A 16463-nucleotide genomic window follows, 5' to 3' on the forward strand; every position below is an offset into this window, starting at 1 on the left:
GAGCGGGATCCGGACAACCACAGAGCGCTACGCCACCCCCAAAACCCCCTCTCCCCGCCTGTTCCTCCAGCAGACGGAAGGCCGGCCCGCCCCCCTGCGGCGGCGGATCGCCTGGCGTGAAGTGTGAGGTCGCGCACCGTCCCGTATGACGTCGATGTGACGGGCGCGGGAAACGGTTTGCCGAACATGCGTAGGGTGCAGACAACTCAACAGGAGCAGTGCGCCGGGACACCGCCGCACGGGGAGCGGACCGACGGGCGAAGGAGGGAGCCGGAGCGATGGGCGACCACAAAGAGCAACACCTCCGGGTGGGCGCGGCCGTGCGCCGACGGCGCCGCGCGCTGGAGCTCACCCTCGCCGTCGTGTCCGCGCGCAGCGGCCTGTCGGTCCCCTTCCTGAGCCAGATCGAGAACGACCGGGCGCGGCCCAGCACCAGCTCCCTGGAGAAGCTCGCCGACGCCCTGCGCACCACGGCGGTGGAGCTCCTCGCCGCGGCCGACCCGGCGTGCAGCGTGGACGTCGTCCGCGGCGACGGCAGCGAGCCGCTGCCCCAGCCCCGGTCCCGCTCCCTGGTCCGTGGCCACCATCAGATGCACGCCTCCGAGTTCACCGGCGACCACGACGCGGGCCGTGAATTCCAGTACCGCAACGACCAGTTGATGTATGTCGCCGACGGGGCGGTGGAGATCGAGGCGGAGGGCCGCGCCTACCGCCTCGGCCGTGGCGACACGCTGTACCTGACCGGCGGCGTACGGCATCGCTGGCGGGCGGCCGAGTCGGACACCCGCGTGATCGTCGTCGCCGTGGCGGAGCACATCGAGGCGGTCCGGGACCGGCCGCGCCGGTGAGGGTGGTCTCGCTGGTCCCCTCGCTGACCGAGGCCGTGGCCCGGTCCGCGCCCGGAACCCTGGCCGGCGCCACCGACTGGTGCACGCATCCTGACGGCCTGGACGTCGTACGCGTCGGCGGGACCAAGAACCCGAAGACCGACCGGATCCTGTCCCTCGCGCCCGATCTGGTGATCGCCAACGAGGAGGAGAACCGCGCACCCGACCTCGCGGCCCTGCGTGCGGCGGGCGTCGAGGTCCTGGTGACGGAGATCCGCGACGTGCCGCAGGCCTTCCGGGAACTGGCCCGGGTGCTCGACGCCTGCGGCGTGCCGGCCCGGCCGCGCTGGCTGGACGAGGCGGAGGAGACCTGGGCGTCCCTGCCGGAGCCCGGGACGCGGCTCACGGCGGTCGTACCGGTCTGGCGCCGGCCGTGGATGGTCCTGGGCCGCGACACCTTCGCCGGTGACGTCCTGGCCCGCCTCGGCGTCGACCACGTGTACGCGACGCACCCCGACCGCTACCCGCGCGTCCCGCTGGCGGAACTGCGCGCCTGCGCACCGGACGTGGTGGTCCTGCCGGACGAGCCGTACCGCTTCACGGCCGACGACGGCCCCGAGGCCTTTCCCGGCCTGCCCTGCGCGCTCGTCAGCGGACGGCACCTGACGTGGTACGGGCCCTCATTGGCCGAGGCGCCGCGGGTACTGGGCCGGGTCCTGCGAGCAGCTCGCCCCTGAGCAGCCCGCGGGCGGTGCCCGCGACGGCCGTCGCCCACGCCGCGACCAGCACCCCGTACAGCACGACGGCCGGACCCGCGTAGGCCATGAGCCCGGTGTGCCGGGCCAGCGCCTCGGCGCCCGTGACACAGGTGCCGACCGGGAAGGTGAACGACCACCAGGTCATCGAGAACCTCATCCCGTGCCGCCGGGCGCGCACCACATGGGCGGCGGCCAGGCAGAACCACAGCAGCGCGAACCCCATCACGGGCACGCCGTACAGCACGGCGAGGGCATCGAAACCCTTGCCGTACGGCTCCGGTACGACCCCGGGCGCGACGTCCGCGAAGGCGCCCACGGCCGTCGTGGACTGCCCGAGCGGACCCAGCACCAGGAACAGCGTCGGGGCGAGGGCGAGGGGCAGCGGCCCGCCGGTGAGCGACCGGGCGAAGACCAGCGGCAGCATGACCAGGGTCGCGAGCAGGCTCAGCCCGAACAGCGCGAAGCAGACGAGCAGCAGCGTCTCTTGGGCCTGACCGGGCGGCAGATGCGGCACCAGCAGCGGCCCGACGGCGGCGGACACCATGGGCGCCACGAGCGGCAGCAGCCACACCGGCGTGGCCTGCCCCGGCTCCACCCGATGCCGTACGGCCATCAGATACGGCACGGCGACGGCCGCGGCCAGACCGGTCACCGTTCCGGCGGTGAACAGCACGGCGTCGAGCGCCACGGCCGCCCGCAGGCCGATCAGGTCCCGGCCGACGGTGAGGGCACCGCCGCCCACGGCCAGCAAGGCCATGGCGAGGCAGCCGTAGAAGGGTGCTGTCGCGGGGTCGAGGAGGTGGGCGCGGGCCTGGTCCCGGTGCCGGTTCCAGTGCGCGGCCCGGCCCGCGAGCAGGACCAGGAGCAGGACGAGCGAGATGGCCCACACCCCCACGAGCACGCCGCGCAGCCCCGGGACGTGCGGCGGGAGGGAGGCTCCGGCGGTGGCGACGACGGCGGTGCCCATCACGGTGGCGTACCAGTTGGGTCCGAGGTGACGGACGGAGAGCGGGTGCGCGAAGGGCTGGGCTGCGGTGACCATGGCTCCACGGTGAGGCCGGGGCAGGGGCACCACCAGGGACCATGCCTCTATGGCGGCATAAGCTGGGTTTATGAGCAACGCGGATGAGCAGGCCGGGCCGACCGTCTCCGGTTCCCTGGCGCACCGGGTGCCGGATCTGGGCGCGCTGGAGCTGCTGCTGGCGGTGGCGCGGCTCGGCAGCCTCGGCGGTGCGGCGCGGGAACTCGGCATCACCCAGCCCGCTGCCAGCAGCCGGATCCGGTCGATGGAACGGCAGCTTGGCGTGGCGCTGGTCGACCGCTCGCCCCGCGGGTCCCGGCTCACGGACGCCGGGGCGCTGGTGACGGACTGGGCGCGGCGGATCGTGGAGGCGGCGGAGGCGTTCGACGTGGGCGCGCAGGCGCTGCGCGTGCGCCGCGACTCCCGGCTGCGGGTGGCCGCGAGCATGACCATCGCCGAGTACCTGCTGCCGGGCTGGCTGCTCGCGCTGCGGGCACAGCGGCCCGACACGGCGGTGTCGCTGCACGCGGGGAACTCGACGGTGGTGGCCGAACGGCTGCTGTCGGACGAGGCGGATCTGGGGTTCGTGGAGGGGCTGTCGGTGCCGGCCGGTCTCGACTCGGCGGTCATCGCCCACGACCGGCTCATAGTGGTGATCGCGCCGGGGCACGCCTGGGCCCGGCGGCGGCGGTCGCTGGCCGCGGACGAACTGGCGTCGACGCCGTTGATCCTCCGTGAGAAGGGGTCGGGGACGCGGCAGGTGCTGGACGCGGCGCTCGGCGGGCTGGCCCGGCCGCTGATCGAGCTGTCGTCCACGACGGCGGTGAAGGCGGCGGCGGTGAGCGGGGCGGGGCCCGCGGTGCTGAGCGAACTGGCGGTGGGGGAGGAGCTGGCGATGCGGCGGCTGGTGTCCGTGCCGGTGGACGGGGTCGCCCTGGCGAGGGACCTGAGGGCGGTGTGGCCGACGGGGCACCGCCCCACCGGGCCGGCGCGGGACCTGCTGTCGCTGACGCGCGGGTAGTTTCTCGCCCCCGCCGCCCCTACCCGTCCCATCCCCAGGGGCGCTGCCCCTTCGACCCGCCGGGGGCTGCGCCCCCAGACCCCCGCTTCGGCCTGAACGGCCTCGTCCTCAAGCGCCGGACGGGCTGACTTTGCCGGTACTAGCCGCTTCCACCAGCGCCCTCATCACCCGCACGTCCTCGCCCATCTCCGGATGCCACTGCACCCCCAGCACCCAGTCGGCAGAGGGCAGTTCCACCGCCTCCACCGTGCCGTCCGCCGCGTACGCCGAGGGGATCAGGCCCTCGCCCAGGCGGTCGACGGCCTGGTGGTGGTACGTCGGGACGAACGTCTCCTCCGGTACGACCCCGGCGTACAGACTCCCCGGCACCGGCTTGACCGCATGCCCCCCGAAGACGCCCACGACCTCCGCGTGCCCGTCGATGTGCTGCACGAGTGTGCCCCCGAGGGCGACGTTCAGCAGCTGCATGCCCCGGCAGATCCCCAGCAACGGCACGCCCGCCGCCAGGGCCGCGTCGATCAGCGCCAGCTCCCACGCGTCCCGGTCCGGCGCCGGCGGCCCGGTCCGCTCCTCGCGCTCCGCCCCGTAGCGGACCGGCTCCACGTCCGGCCCGCCCGCGATGACCAGCCCGTCCAGCCGCGCCACGGCCTCGGCGGCCCGCTCCGGGTCGTCCGGGGGCAGCATCGCGGCCAGGCCCCCCGCCCGCTGCACCAGCCGGGGATAGCCGACCGGCAGCAGCGCGGCCTCCAGCTCCCACACGCCCCAGCGCGCCCCGGACTCCAGATAGGTGCTGACCCCGATCAACGGCCTGGCCACGACAACTCCCTCACACCTCGAACCTAGTCCCGTGCCAACTCTGCCTCGGCCGCCGCCAGTGCCGCGAACTCCTCCTCCGGCGCCTTCGCCACCAGCCGCTTGCGGCTGTACAGACCGAAGTACCCGACGGCCACGGCGTAGACCACGAGTGCGATCAGCGCCGCCGTCACATCCACGAGGAACGTGGCCACCAGCGCCGCACACGCCAGCACCAGCGCGACCGACGAGGTCAGGATTCCGCCCGGCGTACGGTACGGCCGCGGAAGCTCCGGCTCGCGGCGCCGCAGCACGATGTGCGACAGGGACATCAGCGCGTAGGAGATGGTCGCCCCGAAGACCGCGATGTTCAGCATCCGCGCCCCGTTGCCGGAGGCCGCCGCCAGCAGGAAGCCGATCGTGCCGGGCACCAGCAGGCCCAGGTACGGCGCCTTGCGGCGGCTGGTGAGCGACAGGAAGCGCGGCAGGTAGCCCGCCCGGGACAGGGCGAACAGCTGGCGCGAGCCCGCGTAGATCAGGGAGAAGAACGACGCCACCAGGCCGGCCAGGCCCGCATAGTTCACGATCCGGCTCAGCGTCGTGGCCTCGCCGTTCGGCTGGAGCGCCTCCACCAGCGGGTTGCCCGCTTCCTGGATCGCGGCGGAACCGCGTGCCCCGGCCGCCGCGAAGAACGTGACCACCGCCAGCACCACCAGGATGCCCATCGACCAGCGGATCGCCTTCGGCAGCGTACGGGCCGGGTCCCTGGTCTCCTCGGCGGCCAGCGGCACGCCCTCGACGCCGAGGAAGAACCACATGCCGAACGGGAACGCCGCCCAGATGCCGAGCAGGCCGAACGGCAGCCAGGAGCTCGACCCCGCCGCGGAGGAGTCGACCGGGATGTCGTCCAGCGACGCGAAGGAGAAGTCGGGCAGTGCCGCCAGCGCGAAGACGACCAGGGCGACCACCGCGATGCCGGTGACGACGAAGCTGAACCGCAGGGCCTCGCCCACGCCCCACAGGTGGATGCCGAGGAAGATCGCGAAGCAGACCAGGTACATCGGCCAGCCGGACTCCAGCCCGAACAGGCCCAGCGACTCGACGTAGTCGCCGATGAAGATGACGATCGCGGCGGGCGCGAGGACGTACTCGATGAGGATCGCCGTGCCGGTGAGGAAGCCGCCCCACGGGCCGAGCGCCCGCCGGGCGAAGCCGTAGCCGCCGCCCGCGGTGGGCAGGATCGAGGAGAGCTCGGCGAGGGCGAAGACCATGCACGCGTACATGGCGCCCATCAGGACCATGGCGATCGCCAGGCCCCCGAAGCCGCCTTCGGCCAGGCCGAAGTTCCAGCCCGAGTAGTCGCCGGAGACGACGTAGGCGACGCCGAGGCCGGTCAGCAGCACCCAGCCGGCGCTGCCTCGGCGCAGTGCTCTGCGTTCCAGATAGTCGTCGCCCTCCGGGGCGGCGGGTGTGGTGGTGGGTTCCTGGGGCATGGGCGGTCTCCCGACGGTGCGGCTGCGGTCACGGGATCGAATGGGCTCGGACTCAATGGAATGAGGCCATACCTTTGCGGGCCGACCGGGGGATGGCAATACCCGTGCGTTAATCGCCCGTAAATCCTCACCGGGCGAGGAACACCGCACCCGCCCCCTCAGCCGAGGAAGCCCCGCAGCAGCGCCGCCGTGCCCCCGCAGTGCTCGCGCATGATCTCCCGCGCCTGGTCGGCCTCGCCCTCGATCACCGCCTCCACCAGGGCGGTGTGCTGCCGCTGGGAGTGCTCCAGGTTGCGGACCAGCAGCGGGATGCAGTCGAGCAGGTCGTTGACCGTCGCCCGGACGGCCGCGTACTGCGCGGTGAGCGTGGGGGAGCCGGACAGCTCGGCGATCGTGAGGTGCAGCAATGTGTCCAGGCGGCGGTACTCGGCGAGCGGCGCGTCGTGCGTGCGCGCCAGGGCCTCGCGCAGCCGGTCCGCCTGCTTCTCCTCCAGCCCGTGCGCCGCGCACAGCCCGGCCGCGCCCACCTCCAGCACCTCCCGGAACCGCAGCACGTCCTCTATGTCGACCTCGGCGACCCGGCGCCGCAGCTCGTCCTCCCCGACGGCGTCGGCGCGCGGCAGCACGAACGTCCCGCCGTACCGGCCGCGCCGCGACTCGACCAGGCCCTGGTCCTGGAGCACCTTCAGCACCTCGCGCAGCGTCACCCGGCTGATCCCCAGCCGCTCCGCCAGCTCCCGCTCGGCCGGCAGCCGCTCGCCCCCCGGCACCAGACCCAGCCGTACGACCTGCAGGATCTGCTCCAGCGCCTCCTCGAAGCCGTTGCCCGCGCGCACCGGCCGCAGCACCGGCGTCAGCCCGTCCCGCACCTCATCGCCACCCGCTTCCTCCGGCATGTGGCCGCACCCCCTTCCCAAGCAATGGTTCTCCGCAATACCTTATGGCTCCCGGCGGATCCATGGCAGCGGATCCAAGGAGCCTAGGAGGCCTTCCCGTGGCAGACCGCACACCCCCGCTGAGCGTCGAGGAGCTGCACACCCTCGTCGCCGGCGGTGAGATCGACACTGTCGTCCTGGCCTTCCCCGACATGCAGGGGCGACTCCAGGGCAAGCGGTTCGCCGCACGCTTCTTCCTCGACGAGGTCCTCCGGCACGGCACCGAGGGCTGCAACTACCTGCTCGCCGTCGACACCGAGATGAACACCGTCGACGGCTACGCGATGTCCTCCTGGGACCGCGGCTACGGCGACTTCGCCATGCACCCCGACCTCACCACCCTGCGCCGCGTCCCCTGGAACGAGGGCACGGCCATGCTCCACGCCGACCTCGCCTGGAGCGACGGCTCCCCGGTCGTCGCCGCGCCCCGCCAGATCCTGCGCCGCCAGCTGGAGCGCCTCGCCGAACTCGGCTACAGCGCGCAGGTCGGCACCGAGCTGGAGTTCATCGTCTTCAAGGACACCTACGAACAGGCCTGGGACGCCGGCTACAAGGGCCTCACCCCCGCCAACCAGTACAACATCGACTACTCCGTCCTCGGCACCGGCCGCATCGAGCCCCTGCTGCGCCGCATCCGCAACGAGATGGCCGGCGCCGGCCTCACCGTCGAGTCCGCCAAGGGCGAGTGCAACCCCGGCCAGCACGAGATCGCCTTCCGCTACGACGAGGCCCTGGTCACCTGCGACCAGCACTCCGTGTACAAGACCGGCGCCAAGGAGATCGCCGCCCAGGAGGGCATGGCGATCACCTTCATGGCCAAGTACAACGAGCGCGAGGGCAACTCCTGCCACATCCACCTCTCCCTCGCCGACGCCGACGGAAACAACGCCATGGCCGGCGACCTCGAAGGCGGCATGTCCGAGGTCATGCGGCACTTCCTCGCCGGCCAGCTCGCCGCCCTGCGCGATTTCTCCCTCCTCTACGCCCCCAACATCAACTCCTACAAGCGCTTCCAGCCCGGCTCCTTCGCCCCGACCGCCGTCGCCTGGGGCCAGGACAACCGCACCTGCGCGCTGCGCGTGGTCGGCCACGGCCGCTCCCTGCGCTTCGAGAACCGCCTGCCCGGCGGCGACGTCAACCCCTACCTCGCCGTCGCCGGACTGGTCGCGGCAGGCCTGCACGGCATCGAGCAGAAGCTGGAGCTGCCCGAACCCTGCCCCGGCAACGCCTACACCGCCGACCTGGACCACGTCCCCACCACCCTGCGCGAGGCCGCCGAGCTCTGGGAGAACAGCACCGTCGCCCGGGCCGCCTTCGGTGACGAGGTCGTCGCGCACTACCGCAACATGGCGCGCGTCGAACTGGACGCCTACGACGCCGCGGTGACCGACTGGGAGCTGCGCCGCTCCTTCGAACGCATGTGAGGTCCTCCTTGTCTTCCGAGCACCTTCTGGAAGTACTGAATCCCGCGACCGAGGAGGTCGTCGCCGCCGTCGCCGGGGCGAATCCGGCCGACGTCGACGCGGCCGTCACCCACGCCGCCCGGGCTCAGCGGATCTGGGCCGCCCTGCCCCCCGCCGACCGCGCCCGGCTGCTGCGCCGCTTCGCGGCCACCGTCGACGAGCACCTGGAGGAACTGGCCCGCCTGGAGGTCCGCGAGGCCGGCCACCTCATCGGCAACGCCCGCTGGGAGGCCGGCAACGTCCGCGACCTGCTGGATTACGCGGCCGGGGGAGTGGAACGGCTCACCGGCCGGCAGATCCCGGTGCCCGGCGGCCTGGACGTCACGATCCTCGAACCGCTCGGCGTCGTCGGGGTGATCGCGCCCTGGAACTTCCCCATGCCGATCGCCGCCTGGGGCACCGCCCCCGCCCTCGCGGCCGGCAACGCCGTCATCCTCAAGCCCGCCGAGACCACCCCGCTCACCGCGCTGCGCCTCGCCGAACTCGCCCTGGAGGCCGGGCTCCCGGAGCACCTCTTCCAGGTCCTGCCGGGACGCGGTGACATCACGGGCGACGCTCTGGTCCGGCACCCCGGAGTCGCCAAGATCGTCTTCACCGGCTCCACCCGCACCGGCACGCGCGTCGCCGCCCTCGGCGCCGAGCAGGTCAAGCCGGTCACCCTCGAACTCGGCGGCAAGAGCCCCAACATCGTCTTCGCCGACGCCGACCTCAAGACGGCTGTCGACCCCTTCTCCTTCCTCGACAACTCCGGCCAGGACTGCTGCGCCCGCACCCGCATCCTCGTCCAGGAGCCGGTCTACGACGAGGTCCGCGAACTGCTGGCCGACGCCCTGTCCGCCGTGGTCGTGGGCGACCCGGCCGACGAGAAGACCCAGATGGGCCCGCTGATCTCACGGCAGCAGCTCGACCGGGTCCGGAGCTTCGTGCCCGACACCGCCGAGGCCTTGCGCGGCAGCGCCCCCGAGGGCCCGGGCTTCTGGTTCCCGCCCACCGTCCTGACCGGCGAGAGCCCGGACTCGGCCGCGGCATGCGAGGAGATCTTCGGCCCCGTGGCCGTCCTCCTGCCCTTCACCGACGAGCAGGACGCGATCCGGCTGGCCAACGACACCCCCTACGGCCTCTCCGGCTCCATCTGGACCCGCGACGTCGGCCGCGCCCTGCGCGTCTCCCAGGGCGTCCGCGCCGGCAACCTGTCCGTCAACTCCCACGCCAGCGTCCGCTACTGGACCCCGTTCGGCGGCTACAAGCAGTCCGGCGTCGGGCGCGAGCTCGGCCCCGACGCCCTGGCCGCCTTCACCGAAACCAAGAACGTCTTCATCAGCACGGAGGGCCCCGCACAGTGACTGCCCAGGAGAACATCTGCCGCCGCCTGGTCGGCCGTACCGCCGTCGTCACCGGCGCCGGCAGCGGCATCGGCCTCGCCGCCGCCCGCCGCCTCGCCTCCGAGGGGGCCCACGTCGTCTGCGGCGACGTCGACGAGACCCGCGGCAAGGCCGCCGCCGAGGAGACCGGCGGCACCTTCGTCAAGGTCGACGTCACCGACCCCGACGAGGTCGAGGCGCTCTTCAGGACCGCCCACGACACCTATGGCAGCGTCGACATCGCCTTCAACAACGCCGGCATCTCCCCGCCCGACGACGACTCCATCCTGGAGACCGGCCTGGAGGCCTGGAAGCGCGTCCAGGAGGTCAACCTCACCTCCGTCTACCTGTGCTGCAAGGCCGCCATCCCCTACATGCAGCGCCAGGGCCGGGGCTCGATCATCAACACGGCGTCCTTCGTCGCCCGGATGGGCGCGGCGACCTCCCAGATCTCGTACACGGCCTCCAAGGGCGGCGTCCTCGCCATGTCCCGGGAACTGGGCGTGCAGTTCGCCCGCGAGGGCATCCGCGTGAACGCCCTGTGCCCCGGCCCGGTCAACACCCCGCTCCTCCAGGAGCTGTTCGCCAAGGACCCGGAGCGGGCCGCGCGCCGTCTGGTGCACATCCCGCTGGGCCGGTTCGCCGAGGCCGAGGAGATCGCCGCCGCCGTGGCCTTCCTCGCCAGCGACGACTCCTCGTTCGTGAACGCCACCGACTTCCTGGTCGACGGCGGGATCGCGGGGGCGTACGTCACACCCCTGTAGTCGGGCTCCGGACGGGCCGGGCCGCGCCCTACAGTGCCGGGATGAGCATGACGCCGCCGCCCGGCTGGTATCCCGACCCGCACGCCCCGCACCTCCAGCGCTGGTGGGACGGCACGGCCTGGACCGAGCACCGCCGCACGCCCGAGGCGCCCGCCGCCCCGCCGCCGGGCGGCGGCACCGGCCGGACGAAGGCGGTCGCCCTGACCGCCGCGGGCGCCGTCCTCGTCGCGGCGATCGTCACCGGAGCCGTCGCCCTCGACGGGGGCGACGGCGACGGCACGGAGACCAGGACGGCCCCGACCTCCGCGCCCGAGACCACACCCGGCTCGCCCGAGCCGACCCCCGAGGCGTCCACGTCGGAACCGTCCGCGGACGACCCCGCCGTCGTGGAGGACCAGCTCAACGGCATCACGTTCCCGCTGCGCGACGGCTGGGTCCGCCCGCAGTACGTCGCCCAGGACGACGTCGTCATGACGACCGACGGCACCTACGACTGCCCCGCCGGCGTCGGCCTGTGCCGCCACGGCATGGTCTTCTCCCGCACGGTGACCGAGAACGACGAGAAGTCCCCCGAGGCCCTTGCCAAGGCGGACATCTCCGAGGCCGCCGACGAGGCCTACGACCGCGACCGGCTCGGCCGCGAGCTCCACGGCGGCCTGGAGTCGCACCAGGTCGTCAAGTCCGGGCCGGTCGCGGTGGCGGGGCGCGCCGGGTACCTCGTGCGCTGGCGCGTCACGACCGGCAAGGGCCCCGGCGGCTACGTGCAGTCGCTGGTCTTCCCCTCCAGCGTCGGCACCGAGTCGCCGGTCCTCGTCCGGTACGTCTTCGACGCGGGCGAGGACGGACCGCCGCTCGCCGACATGGACCGCATCACCAAGGGCATCCGGCCGTTCGGCGACGCGGCCACGGGCGGCGGAGTCGGCAGCAGCATCGGCCCGACGGACTGACGCCGCACGAGCCTCAGAGGAACGTGTGGCCCTCACCGCGGTAGGTGGGCACGGTCGACGTCACCGCATCGCCCTCGACCAGGTGGAGCCGGTCGAACCGCTCGCACAGCTCACCGGCCTTGGCGTGCCGGAACCACACCTTGTCACCGATCAGCAGATCGTCCGCGGGCGAGCCCAGCAGCGGCGTCTGCACCTCACCGGCACCCTCCTGCGGGTCGTAGCGCAGCCCCTCGGGCAGATACGGCACGGGCGACCGGTCGGCCCCGGCCGCACCGGAGGCGGGATAGCCACCGCCGAGCACCGTCACGACCCCGACCCCCGGCCGTCGCACCACGGGCATGGCGAAGAGGGCCGACGGACGGCCGCTGAACGAGGTGTAGTTGTCGAACAGGCGCGGCACGTACAGCCCCGATCCGGCGGCGATCTCGGTCACCGCGTCCTCGGCCGCCGTGTGCTGCACCGAGCCGGTGCCGCCGCCGTTGACGAACTCCAGGTCCGGCACGACGGCCCGCACCGCGCGCACCACCTCCGCACGCCGCTCGGCGAGTTCACGCCTGGCCGCGGCCTGCATCAGCCGGATCGCACGGGACCGCAGCGGACGCCCGGCGAGCGAGTCCCCGACACCGGCGACATGCCCCTCGTAGGCCATGATCCCCACGACCTCGAAGCCGGGCCGCCGGGCCACCGCCCGTGCCACGTCGGCGACTTGGGCGGGGGAGTGCAGCGGCGAACGCCGGGCCCCGACCCGCACCCGCCCGCCGAGCAGCTTCAAGGAGGTGTCCAACTCCAGGCACACCCGCACCACTTCACGGCCGCCGCCGCGGGAGGCGTCGATCAGATCCAGCTGGGCGACGTCGTCGACCATGACGGTCACGGCGGCGGCGAGCTTGGGATCACCGGCCAGTTCGGCGTACGCCGCACGGTCGGCGGACGGATAGGCGAGCAGCACGTCCTCGAACCCCGAACGGGCCAGCCACAGCGACTCGGCCAGGGTGAACGACATGATCCCCGCGAAGCCGTCCCGGGCCAGGACGCGCTCCAGCAGCGCCCGGCAGCGCACCGATTTGCTGGCGACCCGGATCGGCTTGCCCCCGGCACGTCGGACCAGGTCGGCGGCGTTGGCGTCGAAAGCCTCCAGGTCCACGATCGCGAGAGGGGCGTCGAGATGGGCGGTGGCCCGGTCGTAACGGGCCCGGTCGGCGGCGCGCGCAGTCATGAACGCAGCCTGCCAGACTGGATTACCGCAGGGTAGGGGGACGTTCCGGGCAGATGCCCCGGCCTCGTGGACTGGTTCCCGTTCGCCCAGGAACAAGCCGTAGAGTGACGCGAACGTACGACGGACGCCGCCGGCCGGGGATCCGCGCCGGGATGACGCTCCGTCCGTACGGGTAGGTGTGCCCGGGACGATTCCGTACCGGGCCTCGGGCAGGACGGCAACGGCCCGCGGGAGACGAGCGGCCCGGGCATGAGGAAACGGGGGGTGCATGAGCACGGAAGCGCCACGCGCCTCCTTCCCCCCGCGCCCCACCACGCCACCGCGCCCGCCGCACCCGCCGGCAGACGGCCGGGACACCCAGGGCACCACGCCCGACCCCGCGCCGGGCCAGGCAGGAGCCCACGCCGGGACGGCCGGGGACGCGAACGGCCGCCCCCACTTCCCCTCCCTCGGAACCGCGACCACCGGCTCGGCCGCGCCCCGCCGCAGCGACCCTGCGGAACCTTGGCCCACCGAGCCCACCCGGTCCGCCGCGTCTCGGTCCACCGGACCTGCCGCGCCCGGGCGCACTGAGCCTGCGGAATCCTGGCCCATTGGGCCCGCCGCATCCTGGCGCAGCGAGCCTGCGGAGTCCCGGCCCACCGGCCTTGCCGCACCCCGGCCCACCGGCCTTGCTGCCCCCCGGCTCAGCGAGCCTGCGGAATCCCGCCCTACCGGCTCCGCCGCACCCCGGCCCACGGGGCCCATCGCACCCCGGCTCACCGAGCCCACCGCACTGCCCCCGCCCCGCGCCTCCACGCGCTTCCCGGACATGCCGCCCAGCATCGGCCGCGAGACGCGTGCCGACTCGGACCGGTCCTCCGTGGCCGGCCGCGATGGCCGCCCCGGCTCGGAGCGGCGGTCACGGATCGGCCGTCAGGCGGGGTCCGGTCCGGATGGGCCGTCCGGCGGCCGTGAGACCGGCGTCGGTTCGGACCGGCCCTCCGGCGGCCGTGAGAGCCGCCCCGGCTCGGACCGGCCTTCAGGCGTCGGCCGCGAGTCGGGCTTCGGCTCGGACGGGCGGTTTGGGGGTCGTGAGACCGGCGTCGGTTCGGACCGGCCCTCCGGGGTCGACCGCGAGACCCGCCCCGGCTCGGACCGACTGTCCGGCGGCCCTGATGACCGCCTCGGCTCGGACCGGTCCTCCGGGGCCGGCCGCGATGGCCGCCCGGCCTCGGAACGGCCTCCAGGCGTCGGCCGTGGGACAAGCCTCGGTTCGGGCGGGCCGACCGGCCCCGGCCGTGAGACCCGTCCCGGGTCGGAGACTCCGTCCGGTGTCAGCCGCGAGACCCGCCCCGGCTCCAACACCTCGTCCGGTGACGGCCGTGAGAACCGCCCCGGTTCGGCCAAGCCGTCCGCCACCCCGGCACCCGGCACTCCTCCGCGTCCGCGGCACCTCCCCACGCCGGGCGGCTCCTCCGGCCGGACCGGGCGTCCGGACACTCCGGAGGGGGCCTCGACGGAGACGCCCGGCCGGCCCTTCCGCCTCTCCGCCCCCGGCGGTTCCGGTGCTCCGGCCGGTGCACCGTCCGAGACGGCCGGCCGGCCCTTCCGGCTCCCCGCCCCCCGCCGCGGCGCCCCCGGCGAGGGCACCTCCGAGACGACCGCCCGCCTTCGCCCGGTCCCCGCCGACCCGGCACCGGGCGAGCCCGCCGTACCCTTCGCCCGCCCCGCCGCCTCGGGGGTGACCGCCACCCCGCCGCGCCCCGCGCACGAGCCGCAGGCCCCCTCCGCCCCGCCGCACCGGAGCCCCGCCCAGGTCTCGCCCGACCCCGCCCTCTCCTGGAGCGCCACGCGCCCCCTGGTGTCGTTCGGTGAGCCCGAGGGCTACGACGGCGACGCCCGGCCCCGGCCGCTCGTCCGGCGCGGGGCGCCGCAGGCCGCCGCTGCCGCCGTCTGCCTCGTACTCGGACTGGGCCTCATCTCGGGAGCGGTCACCGGCAGCTGGCTCGTCGGCGGCTCCGGGGAAGAGGGCTCGCCCAGCACCTTCGCCGCCGCCGGAAGCCTCTGGCACAGCGTCCCGGTCGACCAGCTGTTCCCGCCGACCGTGCAGGGCCGGGGCGCCGGGCCCGGCGGAGCCGACCGCACCTGGACCCGTATCGCCGTCGCCCCCGACAGCGGCTGCAAGGACGCCTTCGATCCGCTGCTGCGCAAGGCCCTCGCCCCCGTCGGCTGCGAACGCCTCCTGCGTGCCACCTACACCGATGCCACCCAGAGCTACGTGACTACTGTCGGCCTGCTCTTCACCACCGCCGACGCCCCCGGAATGACCGCCCTCGCGAACCGTTTCCGCAAGGAACGCCTGGACCGTCGCAGCGACCTGATGCCCCTGCCGTACGCCGCGAAGGGCACGCTCGCCGCCGGCTTCGGCGCCCGCCAGCGCGCATCCTGGACCGTCTCCGTCCTCACCGAGGCCCCCGTCGTCGTCTACGCCGTCTCCGGCTGGGCCGACGGCCGCACCGTCGACGACCCGCAGCCCGCCGGGGACGCCCTGGAGGCCGGCGCCACCACCGCCGCCGCGCAGGCCGGCCTCGGCAACGAGGCGCAGGGCCTCGCCGACCGCGTCGAACGCGACTTCCGCAGAAACGTCCGCTCGGCCTCGGAGCAGCCCTCGTGACCGCCGTGCACCCCCCGGCCGGGAAGCGCCCGCGCAGGCCGTCCAAGAGGGCCGCCGCCCTCGGCGTCCTGCTCACCGCCGGCCTCGTCCTCCTCCCCGCCGCCACCGCGCACGCCGACGGCATCCGCGCCCAGCAGTGGGCCCTCGATGCCATGCACACCGAGCAGGCCTGGCAGACCACCAAGGGCCGCGGCGTCACCGTCGCCGTCCTGGACACCGGCGTCGAGGAGGACCACCCCGACCTGGCCGGCAACGTCCTGCCCGGCAAGGACCTGGTCGGCTTCGGGGCCGAACCCGGTGACCGCGCCTGGGCCCGGCACGGCACCGCCATGGCCGGCATCATCGCCGGCCACGGACACGGCCCCGGCGACGCCGACGGCGTCCTCGGCATCGCGCCCGAGGCGAAGATCCTCCCGGTCCGCGTGATCCTGGAGGACGGCGATCCTTCCCGGGCCAAGGCCCGCAGCACCCGCGGCAACGCCCTCGCCGAGGGCATCCGCTGGGCCGCCGACCACGGCGCCGACGTCATCAACCTCTCCCTCGGCGACGACTCCGCCTCCGCGCACCCCGAACCCGGCGAGGACCAGGCCATCCAGTACGCCCTGAAGAAGGGCGTGGTGGTCGTCGCCTCAGCGGGCAACGGCGGCGAGAAGGGCGACCACATCTCCTACCCGGCCGCCTACCCGGGCGTCATCGCCGCCACCGCCGTCGACCGCGCCGGCACCCGCGCCTCCTTCTCCACCCGCCGCTGGTACGCCACGGTCAGCGCCCCCGGCGTCGACGTCGTCATCGCCGACCCCGACCACAAGTACTACGAAGGCTGGGGCACCAGCGCCGCCGCCGCCTTCGTCTCCGGCGCCGCCGCCCTGGTCAAGGCGGCCCACCCCGGTCTCGCCCCGGCCCAGATCAAGACGCTGCTGGAGGACACCGCCCGCAACGCCCCGGCCGGGGGCCGCGACGACTCCCGCGGCTTCGGCTTCGTCGACCCGGCCGCCGCCATCGAGGCCGCCGGCCGCCTCAAGCCGCAGGACCTGCAGTCGGCGTCCTACGGCGCGCAGTACTTCGGCAGCGGACCTGACGCCGACGCCTCCGGCGACGGCCCCGCCGACTGGGCCGCCCCCCTCGCGGGCGGTGCAGGCGGCGTCCTCCTGGTCGCTGCGGTCGTCCTGTGGCGCGGCCGCCGTGCCGGCCGTGCGGACCTCTGAGCCA

General features: G+C 74.1%; 14 protein-coding genes. 9 read left to right on the plus strand and 5 right to left on the minus strand.

Features of this window, described 5'->3' with window-relative positions:
* Positions 1–278 precede the first annotated feature (278 nt).
* Both OO68_RS27880 and OO68_RS27885 read left to right on the plus strand, forming a co-directional pair.
* Entirely contained in the window at positions 279–848 is a 570-nt protein-coding gene (locus OO68_RS27880; RefSeq protein ID WP_033311924.1) for a helix-turn-helix domain-containing protein, read from the plus strand.
* Positions 845–1564: a helical backbone metal receptor gene (locus tag OO68_RS27885; protein ID WP_033311925.1), complete on the plus strand. Its 720-nt coding sequence runs from the start codon at positions 845–847 to the stop codon at positions 1562–1564. The genes OO68_RS27880 and OO68_RS27885 overlap by 4 nt, the downstream gene beginning before the upstream one ends.
* On the opposite strand, the gene OO68_RS27890 is transcribed toward OO68_RS27885, so the two are convergent.
* On the minus strand, positions 1476–2627 hold the full coding sequence (locus OO68_RS27890) for a TDT family transporter (RefSeq protein WP_033311926.1): 1152 nt from the start codon (positions 2625–2627) through the stop codon (positions 1476–1478). The two genes, OO68_RS27885 and OO68_RS27890, sit on opposite strands and share 89 nt — an antisense overlap.
* Before the next feature lie 70 nt (positions 2628–2697).
* Here OO68_RS27890 and OO68_RS27895 point away from each other — a divergent pair, with 70 nt between their 5' ends.
* Positions 2698–3627, plus strand: coding sequence for a LysR family transcriptional regulator (locus OO68_RS27895; RefSeq protein WP_033311927.1), 930 nt, complete (start codon positions 2698–2700; stop codon positions 3625–3627).
* 108 nt (positions 3628–3735) lie between these two features.
* On the opposite strand, the gene OO68_RS27900 is transcribed toward OO68_RS27895, so the two are convergent.
* The 3 genes from OO68_RS27900 to OO68_RS27910 all read right to left on the minus strand — a co-directional run bounded on the left by OO68_RS27900 (position 3736) and on the right by OO68_RS27910 (position 6808).
* Complete coding sequence (locus OO68_RS27900) at positions 3736–4443, minus strand: gamma-glutamyl-gamma-aminobutyrate hydrolase family protein (RefSeq protein WP_033311928.1); 708 nt, start codon at positions 4441–4443, stop codon at positions 3736–3738.
* 23 nt (positions 4444–4466) lie between these two features.
* The gene (gene eat, locus OO68_RS27905; protein ID WP_033311929.1) at positions 4467–5912 is read right to left on the minus strand and encodes an ethanolamine permease; all 1446 of its coding nucleotides are present in this window, start codon (positions 5910–5912) and stop codon (positions 4467–4469) included.
* A 158-nt stretch (positions 5913–6070) separates the two neighbouring features.
* Positions 6071–6808 carry a FadR/GntR family transcriptional regulator gene (locus OO68_RS27910; protein WP_033311930.1) on the minus strand — a complete coding sequence of 246 codons (738 nt, stop codon included), beginning with the start codon at positions 6806–6808 and terminating at the stop codon, positions 6071–6073.
* Positions 6809–6906: 98 nt separating this feature from the next.
* Between OO68_RS27910 and OO68_RS27915 the strand changes: the two genes are divergently transcribed.
* Genes OO68_RS27915 through OO68_RS27930 form a run of 4 tightly spaced genes read left to right on the plus strand, consistent with a single transcriptional unit; the run spans position 6907 to position 11382 of the window.
* Complete coding sequence (locus OO68_RS27915) at positions 6907–8271, plus strand: glutamine synthetase family protein (RefSeq protein WP_033311931.1); 1365 nt, start codon at positions 6907–6909, stop codon at positions 8269–8271.
* A gap of 8 nt (positions 8272–8279) precedes the next feature.
* Entirely contained in the window at positions 8280–9653 is a 1374-nt protein-coding gene (locus OO68_RS27920) for an aldehyde dehydrogenase family protein (protein ID WP_033311932.1), read from the plus strand.
* Positions 9650–10435, plus strand: a complete 786-nt coding sequence (locus OO68_RS27925) for a 3-oxoacyl-ACP reductase (RefSeq protein WP_033311933.1) — start codon at positions 9650–9652, stop codon at positions 10433–10435. The genes OO68_RS27920 and OO68_RS27925 overlap by 4 nt, the downstream gene beginning before the upstream one ends.
* A 47-nt stretch (positions 10436–10482) precedes the next feature.
* Positions 10483–11382 carry a DUF2510 domain-containing protein gene (locus OO68_RS27930; RefSeq protein ID WP_033311934.1) on the plus strand — a complete coding sequence of 300 codons (900 nt, stop codon included), beginning with the start codon at positions 10483–10485 and terminating at the stop codon, positions 11380–11382.
* A 13-nt stretch (positions 11383–11395) separates the two neighbouring features.
* Here OO68_RS27930 and OO68_RS27935 read toward each other — a convergent pair whose 3' ends face one another.
* The gene (locus OO68_RS27935) at positions 11396–12598 is read right to left on the minus strand and encodes an amino acid deaminase/aldolase (protein WP_033311935.1); all 1203 of its coding nucleotides are present in this window, start codon (positions 12596–12598) and stop codon (positions 11396–11398) included.
* 811 nt (positions 12599–13409) lie between these two features.
* Between OO68_RS27935 and OO68_RS47825 the strand changes: the two genes are divergently transcribed.
* On the plus strand, positions 13410–15254 hold the full coding sequence (locus OO68_RS47825) for a hypothetical protein (RefSeq protein WP_245237189.1): 1845 nt from the start codon (positions 13410–13412) through the stop codon (positions 15252–15254).
* Entirely contained in the window at positions 15251–16459 is a 1209-nt protein-coding gene (gene mycP, locus OO68_RS27945) for a type VII secretion-associated serine protease mycosin (RefSeq protein WP_403548620.1), read from the plus strand. Before OO68_RS47825 ends, mycP begins: the two co-directional genes overlap by 4 nt.
* The last annotated feature ends 4 nt before the right edge of the window (positions 16460–16463 follow it).

The sequence above is a fragment of the Streptomyces iakyrus genome (genome assembly GCF_000717055.1).
Classification (GTDB): Bacteria; Actinomycetota; Actinomycetes; order Streptomycetales; family Streptomycetaceae; genus Streptomyces; species Streptomyces iakyrus.